We start from the raw sequence: 15,359 nt of genomic DNA, 5'->3' as shown, positions 1-15,359 counted from the left end.
ATGAGGACCAGTAGATGATAGACGTTTATTTCACGTTAAGACAAGAAATGTTGTTTACCCTTCAATATATGTTGCTCCATAACGGATCTAACCATATCGAAATCACGTTTTTTCAGATTTTCGTTTATTAGAATATGATCGTCTATGGACATTTGAATCCGGCTGAGATCCTGAAAAATTTTCATTCCGTGGTGAAAGCACCTATCACTGACGTTGCCAAGTATTTTCACGAAGTAGTCATTGCCGGTCAGCTGCAATAAATAGGAATGGTATTCCAGATCGGATTTGATGAATTCGTAGACTTTAGACTCTTCATAAATCTTTTGCTGTTCCTCAACGAGGGCTTCCAAACGCTCCAGATGTTCTTCAGCGAAAACAGCCGATAGCTTTTCTATTGAGAATAACTCAATGGCCAGCCGTACATCCATGACATTGTTCGTTTCTGCAACTGTCATTTGTTTGATATAGATTCCTTTTCTCGGGTAAATCTCAACAAAATTTTCAGAAGCCAATTTTAATAATGCTTCCCTGATCGGAGTTCGGCTCATACCCAGTAAGTCTGCTAACTCATTTTCGGATACCATGGGACCTTTTAATTCGCCCTTAATAATCAGTTCCTTAATCTGTGCATAAGCTTTATCATTTAAATACTTTGGCTTTGAAATGATAGTCACCTCATCCTGACACGATTAGTAAACCGCCGGTCGTCTGTGGTCGAGGCAAGGAATACTTTCTCTAGCATTCTTAACAGTTTCAGCATCCATATCCGCCATAACGAACCCTTCTCCTTCAGGAGCCCGTGCGACAACTGTTCCCCAAGGATCAATAATCATACTGCTTCCATAGCAGGCTTTTCCAGGCACATTAGTTCCAAACTGTCCGGCTGCCACAACATAACATTGGTTTTCTATTGCTCGTGCTCTTAGTAATACTTCCCAGTGTAACATTCCCGTATATAAAGTGAAAGCTGCCGGAATAAACAGAACACTCGCACCGTTAAAGGCATAACTTCTGAAAAGTTCAGGGAATCGCAAGTCGTAACAAATACTCAATCCCGCTTTTCCAATCGGCAGATCAACCATTTTAGTAGACTCTCCCGCTTGCACTGTATCTGATTCTTTATATGTTCCTCTTCCTTCGATACCAATATCAAAGAGATGCACTTTTCTATACGTTTCAAGCAACTCGCCGTCTTTCCCGATAAACAGGCTCGTATTATATGACTTTTCATCAGTATGCTTCTCCAGAATACTTCCAGCGTGAATGAAGATACTGTGTTTCTTTGCCAGTTCCGTCAGCATCGTAGTAGTTTCGCCTTCTGGAATTACTTCTGCCGCTCCCGGCTTCTGTTCTTCAGGCCCCATGAAGTTGAAGTACTCCGGAAGGGAAACTAGTTCTGCGCCTTCATTAGCCGCCTGTTCAATAAACTTCTTTGCTTTCTCTAAGTTTTCTTTCTTATTGTCTCGTGTATTCAACTGAATAACTGCTGTTTTCATTTCGACATTCCTCCTGGTATCTTATTATTTACTTCCCAGTAGTTCCGGCAGCCATAGTGATAACTGAGGGAAATACGTAATTAATAGTAATGCGATGAACAATGGAATGTACATCGGCAATATTGCTTTCACAATACTTTCAAACGAGATTTTCCCCACCCTGCTCATAACATAAAGACCTAAGCCTACAGGTGGTGTGACCATCCCAATCAACAAGTTAAAGGACATGACGATACCGAAGTGAATACGATCAATACCCAAACTATCGATAATCGGCAATAGAATCGGCAATAAAATTAACTTAATTGGTATCCCTTCCATAGCCATTCCAAGGACCAGCAACATTACGTTGATGATTAACAGCATCAAATACTTATTGTCCGTTAAGTCCAACAGGAAGTTAGAAAGTAAGTAAGGGAGTTGTTCAGCCGAGATGACCCATCCCATAGCTGTACCGATTCCTACAAGGAACATAATGAGTGCAGTTGAACCGACACTGTCAACGAACCCTTTTTTCATCGTATCCCATTTCAATTCTTTATAGACGGCTGCACAGAATATAGAGTACACAACTGCGATTGCACCCGCTTCTGTCGGTGTTACGACCCCGCCAAGCATTCCGCCGAGTATAACCGCCGGAGCAAGAATTGCAAAGAATCCGTCCTTAAATGTCTGTCCAAGTGTTTGTAGTTTAAATGGCTCTGCTGGAGGAGTGACAATCGTGCCTCTCGCAGCACCAATATATACATAAATTGATAATGTCACTGCAATTAATAGCCCAGGAATAATACCGGCAATAAACAGCTTTTCGACAGAAACTTCAGCCAGATATGCGTAAATAATCAGAGGCACACTTGGCGGAATAATCGCCCCTATTACAGAGGATGCTAATGTCAAAGCAGCACTGAAAGGTTTTTGGTATCCTTTGTCTGTCATCGCCTTAAGTTCAATCGCTCCAAGACCTGCCTGATCGCCTACCGCCGTTCCTGAAATCCCGGAGAATATGACACTGGCCGCAATGTTTACCTGTGCCAGCCCCCCTCTAATATGACCGATTAGAGCGGATGCAAAAGCAAAAATACGTTGCGTAATACCGGCTGAGTTCATTAAGTTACCGGCTAATATGAAGAGTGGCACTGATAAAAGCGTGTAGCCTTTTATTCCTTCCACCAACATAAGCGGTAACACTTCCGTTGTATACCCCCCCATGACCAGCACTACAATTGTCGAGAGTGCCATAGCAAAGGAAATCGGGAATCCGAACAGCAGCAACAGGAAGAATACCGAAAACAATGTAATTGCTAATAGCATATGTTATTCCACCTCCTCTTCTGAGACTAGATGCTGCGCTGGTTTAATTGAGCGGAAAATTCCATAAGCCGCCGTTACAACCACTAGAGCCAGCATCAATACCAGCGGTGCATAAAACCAGGCTGAGGGTGCTTTCATAATAACTGTTGTCTTTTCAAGATGTGAAATTGTCAGCTTCAATGAAAAGAAGAACATCGTAGCGGAAGCAATAAACAATAATAAACTGTTAATCATATTAATGATTCTTTGCTTTCCATAACTGAATTTATCGACCAGAAATGTAATCGCGATGTCTTCTTTATCCACCACTATCTTTCCAAATCCTAAAAATGTGATCCAGCAGACTAAGATAGAGAATAGTTCTTGTGACCAGTCCAGTGAATGACTAAAGAAGTATCTCAGCACTATCTCTGTCGACAAGATCCCAATCAAAGCGAAGAAGCAAAGTAAAGCGATGAACAAATAGATGTTTGCGACTGTATCGAGTATCTTTTTCACTGGGAGTCCACCTCATTATTCAATAGATTTTATCTTGTCTACGAAACCTTCAGGGATCTTGCCTTCTTTTTCAAGTTGGTAGTGGTAATCGGAAAATGCTTCTACCCATTCATCTTTATCAATTTCAAAGACTTCAATTCCATGATCGTCTTTCATCATTTGCATATGTTTTTCAACTTCATCAAGCGTTAATTTCGTCGCTTCTTCTCCTGCTTCATTAGCTGCCTCTACAAGGATTTTCTGATGTTCTTCAGATAGCTCGGAGTATTTGTCTTCACTGATTGCAATGACGACATCTTGTGGATATTCATCAATATTCGTCATATATGGGGCAATTTCCGTGAACTTCATTGGCCATACTAATGAAATTGGCGATGTAACTGCGTTTACAAGACCTTGTTTCAAACCAAGATACGTCTCAGTCCAAGCAATTACTGTAGGCTTTGCTCCTACAGAATTATAAGCAGAGGAATAGAACGCAGATTCAAACGACCGTAACTTCAATCCTTTTAGATCCTCTACTGTCTTAACTGGTTCTTTTGACAACATGACACGGTATGGGCCGCGTCTAAAGTTCCGTTCAGTATTCAAGATTCTAACTCCGTTTTCAATTAAGTTCTCTTCAATATCTTTTCCGATTTCGCCTGTATTGAACTTTTGGTAATGTTCAAAATCCCTGAACAGATAAGGCACACTTCCAACTTCAATTCTTGCATCAAAATCCTGGAAGTAATTTGCACCTTCAGCGTACATATCTTGAGTCCCAAGCAGCATATTGTCTATTTGCGTTGTTCCTTTACCAAGTTGCTCTGCAGGGTAAACTTTTACTTGTAAGCTACCGTCACTCTTCTCGTTAACTAGTTCAGCAAAATGCTCAAACCCTTGACCTTCAGCGGTATCTTGCGGCATTTTGGTTCCCATCTTTAATACGACTGCTTTTTCCGAACCATTCTTCGAGCTGCCGTCAGCTTCGCCACCGCTGCAAGCACTTACAAGTAGTGCAAAAGCCGACACTAGCATTACTGTAAGAAGTCTTTTCATTTATTTTCCGCCTTCCATTTTAGAATAGTATGCATCGATTAATTCATCTGCTCTAGTGATACTGGAAAGAACTTTTCCACCGTCCAGCAATTTCTTCGTATTTGGCTCCTTCTGTTCGCTTGCTTCAGTTTTTGCAAGGATTTCTTCATAATCCAAATCTGCCGGCATAACCAGTACCCCATTATCGTCCGCGACAATCAGATCACCAGGATTTACACTTACACCGCCGCATTGTACAGATGTGTTGATTTCTCCACTTTCACCATAAAGCTTCGTTGTGATGGGTGATAATCCTGTAGCAAAGACAGGAAGTCCAATTTCACGTAGCGCTTGAATGTCCGTACAAGGTCCATCGATGATAATAGCTGCGAGCTTTCTTACATTGGCCGCATATGCAACCATTTCTCCAACACAAGCATGTTTAACATCGCCTGTCCGGTCAATGACCAAGATATCTCCTTCTTCAGCTAAACTCACTGCCTTATGTACCATAGTAGAGTCATCTACACTTGTTCTGACTGTAAATGCGGTACCGACAACGCTTACATTTTCAAACATACTTTTAATTCTTGGATCCATAAATCCATAATGTAAGTGGTGTCCAATTGTCGCTGGCTCTACCTTGCTGAATCGTTCCTTAAGTTCACTCGTTAATTTACTATTTTCTACACGGTTTAATATTTTCATCTTCCATTCCTCCTCGAATACTTCTTGTATACAAGTAGAATATTACGGTTAATTTATCTCAAAAACAATAGTGCTTTGTGATTATTACGAATATTTAGTTATTTAAAGATAGCGCTTTCATTTGTTTTATGTATAATGTTGAAAATTACCAATCAATAGAATGCAGAACTACTTTTACCCTATTTTTTATAACAGGAGCAGAAAGAAAGCCTGCACGTATGATAAGTACACAGAAAATCCTCCAGCTTCCACTTGTTCAACAATCAAGGGCTTTTTTATGAAATTCTTGTTTTTAGAAGAACTTTTCATTTAGACATTAATATATTAATATGGTAAAAATTCTGAAAAATTATTCAGAAAATTTTATTTACTGAGTGATTAGAACTACTAAGTGATGAACTATAGGCAGCTCCAATATTTCAATGCTTTACTTATCAAGAGGTGGTGAAATAGAGTTTGGAATCGAATCTTTGTTTTATTTAGCCCTAGAAGGCAAAAAGCAGCTGCTGCATATTACTTAGCGACGACTGCACCCAAACTCATATGTAAACACTTTGTGTTAGCCCCGGACATTTTTAGCTAGTAAACACGCTAAATTTGACGAAGGTTCTATGATTACAGAAACGCCGATACAAAGATTATTAATTTTCGTTTGTAAATTTCATCAATAAAAGGATGGAGCTATTTCGATTGGTGTTTCCGCAGGTGGGTTATGGAGGGGTCTGATATGGATTATGTTAAAACGGGGTATTTTATCGCCCTTTGATATACGGACAGCGCTAGTATTAGTTGTTTTCCAGTCGAACTTCAGGTGCTGTTGAATACCCCGCAGCACCTGAAGATTACACATTTGCACAAACTTTTTTACGACATTTTGCACGCTTACCCAATGCGTGCAAAGTGTTTTTTGTCTAACTTCTTCTTGAAGCCCCTTTTGAATATTTCCTGTACATTGTTGATCGTGACATACGCTTCTTCATCGGTATGCTGTAAAATGCGTCGCAGCTGAACGAGTTCTGACTGATTAATGATCACATACAAAATATCTTTTGTTTCCATTGTGTAGCCGCCGCGGCCTTCGAGGATGGTGACGCCTCTTCCCATAGTAGTCAGCAGTTCCTGTCGAATGGTTTCCTGGTGATTAGAGATAATCATCACAGCTTTTCGATCGTCTGCCCCGCCAACGATTTTATCAATGACAATCGCCCCGACATAGACAGCCACTAATGTATACATCGCCTTTTCTATTCCTATAACGAAAACCGAGAGCAAGATGACTGCGATATCAATGACCAGCATGGATTTACCTACACTCCAGCCTAGCAATTGGGACATCAGTCTGGCCAATATGGTTGCCCCGCCGGAGGTTCCGCCGACTCTGAAAATAATTCCAAGGCCCATGCCCACGAACAGCCCGGCAAACAATGCAGCCAAGAGCGTGTCATCGCTGAATTTCACTCCCCAATGGACGCTCAGCTGCAAAAATACCGACATGAAAACAGTTGTAATCAATGTATAGATAAACGACCTTTTGTCTAAAAATTTATAGCCTACCAAAATTAAGACCAAGTTCAACACAAGACTGACAGCAGCCGTTGACCAGTTAAATACATAATGCGCGATAATGGAAAGTCCAATCACGCCGCCTTCAGACAGCATGTTTGGAATTGCGAAGTAGTTAATTCCAATTGCGAAAAGCAATGAGCCCGCAATCAAGGCTGTATAATCGATCCATTTCTGTTTCATTACTACACCCCTTCTGTCTCATCAGGTGATGAGTTTTTGTGTACATAAAATGGCCCTCACCTGTTGTAAGATGAGGACCAGTAGATGACAGACATATATTTCGCTTATGACAAGAATTTCGATTAATTTTTCAATGGTCCATAAAGGAAGATGAAGGTTGTTTACTTCTCCTTCTGCCAATTTATCGATTAAATACTTCTGGAAAATGTCAGAACCGATCGCATTAACAATTCCATTCTCGGAAGAAATGTATCCAATTCCATATACTCATCGGCTGCATGCCAGTTACCGCCTACGGGACCCATTGCACATATTGTAGGTATTCCAATCGATGAGGCAAATCCTGCATCAGCGGCCCCTTTTGTTTTCTGCTCTGTGATTGGCAATGACATGTCCTGCGCACACTTTTCTACAATTTCGTAAAGGTTCGCTATGCCATCGTTATATTCCATTGGCAAAATACTGACCCCGCCTGATAAACTGCTTTTCGTTCCTGGAATATATGATGTATTTACAATTTTTTCGATTTCTTTATACACTTCATCAAAATCTTCTGTTTTCCAAAATCCTGAATGGACCGTAGCTGATGCATGCGGCGATACCATATTGTTGCTGACACCGCCCTGGATGATGCCAATATTAATGGTTACATCCTTATCATTATTCATTAGTTCCTTAATTTTGATCATCTTTAACGCAAGTTCATCATTCGCACTAATTCCATTTTCAATAAATGCTCCTGAATGGGATGCCTTTCCTTCTACTTCAATTTTGAGATGAGCAGATCCTTTTCTTGCGGTGACAACTGAACCATCAGGTCGCCCTGCTTCAAGATTAAAAACTGCTAATGCATCCTTAGCTCTTTCTTCAATAACTGCTCTCGAAATCGGGGAACCAATTTCTTCTTCCGGTGTAAACAAGATTTCAATATCGCATAAATCATCAACAGCAAATTCCTTCAGCGCTGCAGCTGCATAAATCATCGTCACCAAGCCGGCTTTCATGTCTGATACTCCGGGTCCGCGCAGAAGATTTCCCTCTACGGCGAACGGTCTGTCTTTTGTCGTTCCATCCGGATGGACCGTATCCATATGACCCATCAGTAGGATCTTCCCGTCTTTTGGCCCCTTAATAGTAGCGATTATATGATTTCCGAATTCCTCATTTTCTCTTACTTCATAGGAAATCCCTTTGCCGTCAAGCAATTCCATAATCTTTGCGGCTACATTATTGACGCCTGCTTTATCGTAAGAATAACTGTCTGTATTTACAATTGACTTGAGAAAGTCCAGGGCTTCTTGTTCATTTGCAGCCAGGTATTCGGTAAGCTTTGTCATGACTTGCGCGCTCATAATTTAATCACTTTCCTTTTCTAATTTCCTTGCCAGCGTGTACTTTTTGAATTCATTAAATATAATTTTTCCAAATACGAAGAACGTGATAACTAAAATGACTGCACTGACTGGTCTTGTGAAGAAGATACTTAAACTTTCCTGGGACAATAACATAGATCTTCTGAAGTTTGTTTCTGCGATAGGTGCCAGAATCATGGCTAACAGTAAAGGAGCCAGAGGTAATTCGACTTTTAGCATCACATAGCCCAACAATCCAAATATCAGCATGATCATTACATCAAACATTGAATTGGCGATGGAGTATGAACCTAATACACAAAGCACCACAATCACCGGCATTAGAATTCCTTCCGGTATGCGCAATAACTTCGGGAATATTTTAGTGGCTCCAAGTCCCAATGCGAGCATAAAGATATTCGCTACAATTAATGCCATGAAAATTCCATAAATCACATCGGCATTTGTTGTAAATAACATAGGGCCCGGTGTCAGGCCTTGTATCATCAATGCACCAAGCATTACTGCCGTGATTACATCACCTGGAATTCCTAATGTCAGCAGCGGTACTAATGCTCCGCCTGTTACTGCACTATTAGCAGATTCAGTTGCAGCCAGACCATCTACGTTTCCTTTTCCAAATTGGGATTTATCTTTTGAGGCACGTTTTGCTTCATTATAAGCAACGAATGAAGCTACACCTGATCCTGTTGCCGGAATAATCCCTATAAATGTTCCTATCGCTGAAGAACGAAGCAAGTTAAACCAGTTTCTTTTCAACTCTGACATCTTTAGGCCAATAGAAGTCGACCCTATCTTACTTTGCAATTGCTCGCTTTTACCTTCCATCCTTGTCAAGACTTCTGAAATTGCGAATAACCCAACCAAAGCAGGTACCACGTTAATTCCGTTTAATAAATCTACACTGCCAAAAGTAAATCTTTCTGTTCCTTTAACCGGATCTAGTCCAATAGAAGCAATGATTAATCCTATTAAGCCTGCAATAACGCCCTTTAATAGTGACTTCCCCGATACGCCCGCCACTATCGATAAGCCGAAAATTGCCAAAGCAAAATATTCTGGAGGTCCAAACGTTAAAGCAAACTTTGCTAATTGCGGTGAAATGAGAATCAGCACCACACAACTGAAAATTCCGCCAATTACAGATGCAACAGTCGTCATGGTAAGTGCCTTTTTCGCTTCTCCTCTTTTTGTCAATGCCGGCCCTTCCAATAGTGCTGCCGCTGCTGCTGCAGTTCCTGGTGTTCCAACGAGGATAGCCGTGATAGAACCGGCATAGACGGCTCCAACATACACGCCCAGCAATGCACTGAACGCAACGATAGGCGGTATTCCGAATGTCAGCGGTATTAATAATGCCAGCCCCATTGTCGCTGTGAGCCCGGGCAATGCTCCAAATACAATGCCCAGTGCAACTCCTGCTAAGTTAGCAAGGAGTGCGACCGGAGCCAAAGCGAATAGTAATCCTGCAATAATATCTGGGGACACAGTATCCCCTCCTTTTTAAAGTTTAAGGTAATGGAATTTTGAAAAGGAAAGTAAACACGTAATATAAAACAAACGGCAACAGTATAGACGTAGCGATCAAGATTGGAATCTTCCGAATTCCAAATAACCACTGCCCAATAAAAAGGAATACTATGGTTGAAATAATGAACCCCGTTTGAAAGAATAATGCTATATAGCCGAGCAGCACAATAATGAATAGAACTACTCCAAAGACTGTCTTTCCATTAAAGGCTATTACGTCTTTACTGCGCTTGAAACGCAGTATTGCGGTGATTAGTAAAATAACAGAGGTAACCGCAATTAACAGGAAGACCAATTTGGGAAAGAAATCCGGCCCGTATTTAATAGTAGAATCTACTTTTAACTTTGAAGAGAAAAAATAACCAATCACTGAAAACAACAATAAAACTATACCTGTAGAAATATCACTAATTTCTTTTTTCATAGATTCCATACCACCTATGTCGTGTTATTTTAATTTAACGACTGAATTACTTTTCCATTCTTCTCATTTTCATTTGATACTTTTTCTTTAAATTCATCAGAGTTAAGATAGTTGATTGGAAGTCCCGCATTTTGGAACTGCCCCTTTACTTTGTCTTCATCCAATGCATTTTTAATTGCTTCATCCAATTTGTCTACTATTTCTTTTGGTGTATCTTTAGGTGCCATGAAACCAAACCAAGCACCTTGACCAACCAATTCATAATCTAATTCTTTAAAGGTTGGCACGTCAGGCAGATTCTCTAATCTTTCATCTGAAGTTACCGCAAGAATTTTAAGTGCGTTACTTTCTGCATGAGGGGTAATCTCAGAAATAGTATTTACTGAAGCCGTGATATGATTGCCAAGTAATGCACTGACAGCCTCCGCCCCTCCATCGAATGGAACGTGCTCCATTTCTGTATCTGGAATCTGATTTAAAAATTCAGCAGTAACAACGTGTTGATGCAATCCGGCACCAGTAGTTCCGTACGTAGCTTGTCCTGGATTTTCTTTTGCAAATTGCAGAAGTTCATCCAGAGAATTGATACCTGAATCCGAATTAACTGCTATGCCATACGGTGCTTCAGAAATCTGAGCAATCGGGTAAAAGTCTTCCGTCACGTTATATCCCACGTCATTTGCATTTGGCGTCAATGTAGAAGGTCCGACAGCCGTTAGAATAATTGTATAGCCATCTGGTTTTGATCCTTTCAGCGTGTTCATTCCTGTTGCTCCTGCGCCGCCAGGTTTAGAGACCACGTTAACCGTCTGCCCTAATTGATTTTGCAGAGATTGACCGATCAAGCGGGCTTGTACATCCGCACTTCCCCCGGGACCATAAGGGATTATCAAACTAATCGGGCGCTTCGGATAATCCAAATCACCCGATGAAGCGCTTTCACTTCCGCTATCTTTATTGCAGGCAGTGAGAATAACAAGTGCCAATGTAAGAAAAAGCATCATAAGCTTTTTACTATTTTTAATCATTTTATTTCCTCCTCTTTTTCTTTAAAATTTATGCGCTCTTTTTCTGAAACTCCTAGGTAAGGTTTCAGAAAATTTAAACGTAGTGTTATAATATATGGTGTTCGTATAAATGTAAAATATATATTAAGTGTATTCTATATATCTTTTTCGTATATAAGGAATAAGGGGGCATGCTTCATTGAATATTCAAAGACTAAAGTATTTTATGGCAGTTGTTGAACACGGCACCATTTCAAAAGCCGCCATAGCACTAAATATTACCCAACCGCCGTTAAGTGCGGCAATCAAAGGTTTTGAAGATGAAATAGGCGTCAATTTATTCGACAGAATCGGGAAAAGGATGTATCTGAACGATACCGGACGGTTATTATATAGGCGCGGAAAAGAGTTATTGGCGTCTGCAGAAATAATTATTCAAGAAATTCATGAACATCATCAAGGTGAAGGCGGACATATTACGATCGGGTCTTCAACTATTGCAAATCTAACAATCATTCCCGAAGTTGTTCATTACTTTAATGAACGGGATATACCGATTATTATCCATGTCAAGGAAGGCAACGCGGCCTATATACTGGAGCAAATACGTCATCATAAGATGGACATAGGAATTTTGCGTAATGTTTTTAATAAAGAAGACTTGCATACGATTCCTTTATTATCTGAGAGATTGCTGGTAGCCCTTCCGCCTTCCCATCCTTTGGCCGACAATAAATCCATTACATTAGATGAACTAAAAGATGAGAAGTTCTTTATGCAGCATACAACTTTCGGTCATGGCATCTCTGAAGATATATTGGAAGAATGTCATATTCGCGGATTTAATCCGAACATCATTTATTGGGGAACTGAAACTTTACCTATGCTCAATATGGTAAAGAAAGGTATGGGCGTGGCATTTTGTCCCGAAGCTTTCTCAAAACTAGATGGAATGGATCTTCCCCCGCTTTTGGAGCTGTCTGATCCGGTTCTTTATTCAAAATTAAATTTAGTGACCTCCAAAAACGGCGTGAAAAAAGCAGCAGCGGAACATTTTATTAAAGTAGCAAAAGAAATAGTAAAAATTTTGGATATTCATTAATCAAATATAATTAAGATTCTAAAATAACTTATACACAAATGGAATTACCCATGATAATCTATTAACGGAATATAATGATAAACAGAAATGAGTTGAAACATGAAAACATTTAACATTGCGGTAATTGCCGGAGACGGGATTGGGCCGGAAGTGGTTGATGAAGGCATAAAGGTAATGAAAAAGGCAGCGGAATTGGATGGCCGCCTGTCCTTTGAGTTCACGTATTTTCCGTGGGGCTGTGAATATTATCTGGAGCACGGAAGTATGATGGCGCCTGACGGGATGGAACAGTTGAAGAAGTTCGATGCCATTTATTTAGGGGCTGTCGGTTTTCCGGGGGTTCCGGATCATATTTCCTTATGGGATTTGCTCTTGATTATCCGAAAGCAGTTTGATCAGTATGTGAATATTCGGCCGATCCAGCTATTGAATGGAGCTCCTTGTCCGATTGAAAACGGTTCGAAGGAAACGATCGACATGCTGTTTATTCGCGAAAATAGTGAAGGTGAATACGCGGGTGCCGGTGATTGGCTGTTTAAAGGGAAGCCAGAAGAAGTCGTACTGCAGACAGGCGTCTTCTCGCGCAAAGGAACGGAGCGCATCATTCGCTATGCATTTGAAACTGCTTCAGCTATGGGGAAGACACTGACGAGCATCAGTAAAGCAAATGCGCTGAATTATTCGATGGTTTTTTGGGACGAAGTGTTTGAAGAAGTGAGTAAAGACTATCCGCATGTTCAGACGGCAAGCTATCTCGTTGATGCCGCGGCCATGCTGATGATTAAAGATCCGGGGCGGTTTGAAGTTGTCGTGACGTCCAATTTATTCGGTGATATTTTAACCGATCTGGGTGCCGCACTTGCTGGCGGAATGGGTCTCGCTGCCGGAGCGAATATTAACCCTGAAAAGAGCTACCCTTCTATGTTTGAGCCAGTGCATGGTTCCGCGCCCGATATTGCCGGACAGCATATCGCGAATCCATTGGCAGCAATCTGGTCAGCCAGTCAAATGTTCGATTTCTTTGGATATGAAGACCTTGGAAAACTGTTGCTGGATTCCATTGAGGAGTTATTGACGACAAAGTCTGCGCTGACTCCTGATTTAGGCGGCAGCGCGAGTACAATAGAAGTAGGAAATGCAATATTAGATATAATTGAATCTAAATATGTGTAACGATGAAATTCATCCCGGTCATGTGCTTAATTCTTTGATCTCTTCTGTTGAGTGGTATACCAGCTGAAATAACCTGTCCGCAAAAAAAGAAGTTGCGGCTCGTGTTTTGAGCTTCAACTTCTTTTGCTGTAATCTTTTGACCACTAACAGAATTGACTAAACTTTATTTATGAATATTATTGCCAACTTACTATTGGATTTTTCGTCACACAATCAATATGCACATTTGTTTTAATCTTTCCGCCAAATGTATGATTGGAACCAAATGCGACATGGATTGTTTCATACGCTTTTTCATCTTCAAGAATATTGCCGGTTAAACGAGCTGCGTGATTTGTCCCAATACCTAGTTCGCATAAATACCTTCCGTCTCCATCACCCAGCAGGTCCAGCAATTTCTTTCCGTCCTCTCCGCTGGCGTCAATTAACCGGCCTTTTTCTATCGTTAATAGTACAGGCTCCGCCACTAATCCTATACCCGAAATTGATCCGTTTATTTCAATTCTTCCTTCCGCTTCCCCTTCAAGCGGCGCAATATATGCTTCGCCAGACGGGAGGTTTCCAGACGCCGCTTGTCCGCGGAATACCCCTGTGCTTGGTACTCCGTCACGGCCGGTTACTGGTATGACTAGTTCATGCGCTTCCCCTGTTTGAATAGTAACCGTATTCGCCTCTGTTAATCTCTCCGTCATACTAAACGTTTCCTCTTCCACCCGGCTGTAATCAGCGGACATCGCACCGTTTAAAAACATATCTTCGGTAATACCCGGCATTGTAATGACGCTGATTCCATGAGTATTGGCATTCTTTCTGGCGACTGTATGAGTCAATGAATGCTTCGTCAAACAAAACACCAGATCATATTTCAACATTTCATCTGCAGCTTCCTGAGGAGGTTCTTCTCCGGACCTCGTGCGATCTTCCATGCAATATTCACGTACTTTCCAGCCATCTTCTTGCAGGGCATCTGCAAATTTCTTACCCAATTCCTCAGTACTCTTATCCATTAGAACTAACACATTGATGTCTTTTGTTACTTCAAAGTTATTTACCATTAGCTTAGAAACTGTTTGTTGAAAGTTATTCATTCTGCTGCACCCTTTCTTTTTGATAAATATACACTATATAACACAAATACTAACGCAATAAAGGTTCCCAGGCCTACTGGTTCACTCAATAAAAAATAACCTAAAAAAATTGTTGTGATAGGCATCAAATACGTAATCGAAAGCGCAAAAATGGCTCCGCCAGACTTCACTATATAATAAAAAAGTAAATTTCCTATACCCGAGTTGACTCCGCCCAGCAGCAAAAACCAGCAGAAATTTTGACTGTCTGTAAATCCTTGCAGGCTGCCTGGATCCGCCGCCAGCATGATAGGACCTGAAAAGAGGATGCCAGCCGTCATAGAACAAAGGGATATGGTCACGACTGAATACTTCGTTAAGAACTTCCCTGTTAACACAGACGATAACGCATAAAAGTTCACAGCCAGAAGCAATATAATCGCACTCCCTGCCTGAAAGCTTTTCGTCTCTGCTGAACCAATTGCAAAAGCAATGAAAATCCCCGTGAAGCCAACAATGACACTAATAATGGCTGTTCTTTCTACACGTTCTCTTAATAAAATCATAGTAAGCAGCACACCAAATATCGGACCCGTTGCATTTAACACTGCACTGATCGTCGTGTCTAAGTTCTGCAAACTGATGCTCATTAGTATCCACGGTATCCCTGCGCTCAGCAAAGGAATTCCCAACAGTAAAGGAACCTCGTCCCAAGTACATTTTCCTTTTTCTTTTTTCATTAGATAAAATGGCAATAATGTCAGCGCGCCAAATATGCAGCGATAAAATACAATAGACACTGGATGGAAGTCTGGTAATAATAACTTAGTAAAATAGAATGTCGAGCCCCACAGTACGCTGAGCAAGAATAAAGCGATAACTGGCATGTTACTACCCCCCCATG

The 15,359-nt window shown here is 40.9% G+C and carries 15 protein-coding genes; 2 read left to right on the top strand and 13 right to left on the bottom strand.

Going from position 1 to position 15,359, the window contains the following annotated elements:
• Positions 1-35 precede the first annotated feature (35 nt).
• The 11 genes from SporoP33_RS10770 to SporoP33_RS10720 form a co-directional block, all read right to left on the bottom strand.
• The gene (locus SporoP33_RS10770; protein ID WP_081243705.1) at positions 36-674 is read right to left on the bottom strand and encodes a GntR family transcriptional regulator; all 639 of its coding nucleotides are present in this window, start codon (positions 672-674) and stop codon (positions 36-38) included.
• A 15-nt stretch (positions 675-689) separates the two neighbouring features.
• Positions 690-1,496 carry a carbon-nitrogen hydrolase family protein gene (locus SporoP33_RS10765; protein ID WP_081243704.1) on the bottom strand — a complete coding sequence of 269 codons (807 nt, stop codon included), beginning with the start codon at positions 1,494-1,496 and terminating at the stop codon, positions 690-692.
• A gap of 24 nt (positions 1,497-1,520) precedes the next feature.
• Positions 1,521-2,807, bottom strand: a complete 1,287-nt coding sequence (locus tag SporoP33_RS10760; protein ID WP_081243703.1) for a TRAP transporter large permease — start codon at positions 2,805-2,807, stop codon at positions 1,521-1,523.
• Positions 2,808-2,810: 3 nt separating this feature from the next.
• Positions 2,811-3,305 carry a TRAP transporter small permease gene (locus SporoP33_RS10755; RefSeq protein ID WP_081243702.1) on the bottom strand — a complete coding sequence of 165 codons (495 nt, stop codon included), beginning with the start codon at positions 3,303-3,305 and terminating at the stop codon, positions 2,811-2,813.
• A gap of 15 nt (positions 3,306-3,320) precedes the next feature.
• Positions 3,321-4,346, bottom strand: a complete 1,026-nt coding sequence (locus SporoP33_RS10750) for a TRAP transporter substrate-binding protein (RefSeq protein WP_081243701.1) — start codon at positions 4,344-4,346, stop codon at positions 3,321-3,323.
• Complete coding sequence (locus tag SporoP33_RS10745; RefSeq protein WP_081243700.1) at positions 4,347-5,033, bottom strand: RraA family protein; 687 nt, start codon at positions 5,031-5,033, stop codon at positions 4,347-4,349.
• Positions 5,034-5,915: 882 nt separating this feature from the next.
• Entirely contained in the window at positions 5,916-6,779 is an 864-nt protein-coding gene (locus SporoP33_RS10740) for a YitT family protein (protein ID WP_081243699.1), read from the bottom strand.
• A 188-nt stretch (positions 6,780-6,967) separates the two neighbouring features.
• Complete coding sequence (locus SporoP33_RS10735) at positions 6,968-8,116, bottom strand: M20 family metallopeptidase (RefSeq protein ID WP_196796771.1); 1,149 nt, start codon at positions 8,114-8,116, stop codon at positions 6,968-6,970.
• 18 nt (positions 8,117-8,134) lie between these two features.
• Positions 8,135-9,640, bottom strand: a complete 1,506-nt coding sequence (locus SporoP33_RS10730) for a tripartite tricarboxylate transporter permease (RefSeq protein ID WP_081243697.1) — start codon at positions 9,638-9,640, stop codon at positions 8,135-8,137.
• 22 nt (positions 9,641-9,662) lie between these two features.
• A complete protein-coding gene (locus SporoP33_RS10725) occupies positions 9,663-10,106 on the bottom strand; it encodes a tripartite tricarboxylate transporter TctB family protein (RefSeq protein WP_158233667.1) in 444 nt (147 codons plus the stop codon).
• Between the two features lie 29 nt (positions 10,107-10,135).
• On the bottom strand, positions 10,136-11,134 hold the full coding sequence (locus SporoP33_RS10720) for a Bug family tripartite tricarboxylate transporter substrate binding protein (protein WP_081243695.1): 999 nt from the start codon (positions 11,132-11,134) through the stop codon (positions 10,136-10,138).
• A gap of 178 nt (positions 11,135-11,312) precedes the next feature.
• Here SporoP33_RS10720 and SporoP33_RS10715 point away from each other — a divergent pair, with 178 nt between their 5' ends.
• Together SporoP33_RS10715 and SporoP33_RS10710 are read left to right on the top strand one after the other, a co-directional pair.
• Positions 11,313-12,215, top strand: a complete 903-nt coding sequence (locus SporoP33_RS10715) for a LysR family transcriptional regulator (protein WP_081243694.1) — start codon at positions 11,313-11,315, stop codon at positions 12,213-12,215.
• Positions 12,216-12,314: 99 nt separating this feature from the next.
• On the top strand, positions 12,315-13,388 hold the full coding sequence (locus tag SporoP33_RS10710) for a tartrate dehydrogenase (RefSeq protein ID WP_081243693.1): 1,074 nt from the start codon (positions 12,315-12,317) through the stop codon (positions 13,386-13,388).
• A 176-nt stretch (positions 13,389-13,564) separates the two neighbouring features.
• Here SporoP33_RS10710 and SporoP33_RS10705 read toward each other — a convergent pair whose 3' ends face one another.
• Entirely contained in the window at positions 13,565-14,476 is a 912-nt protein-coding gene (locus SporoP33_RS10705; RefSeq protein ID WP_081243692.1) for an aminopeptidase, read from the bottom strand.
• On the bottom strand, positions 14,473-15,342 hold the full coding sequence (locus SporoP33_RS10700) for a DMT family transporter (protein WP_081243691.1): 870 nt from the start codon (positions 15,340-15,342) through the stop codon (positions 14,473-14,475). The genes SporoP33_RS10705 and SporoP33_RS10700 overlap by 4 nt, the downstream gene beginning before the upstream one ends.
• Positions 15,343-15,359 lie beyond the last annotated feature (17 nt).

The organism is Sporosarcina sp. P33, from assembly GCF_002077155.1.
Taxonomy (GTDB): domain Bacteria; phylum Bacillota; class Bacilli; order Bacillales_A; family Planococcaceae; genus Sporosarcina.
This window is presented reverse-complemented; position numbering and strand designations above follow the sequence as displayed.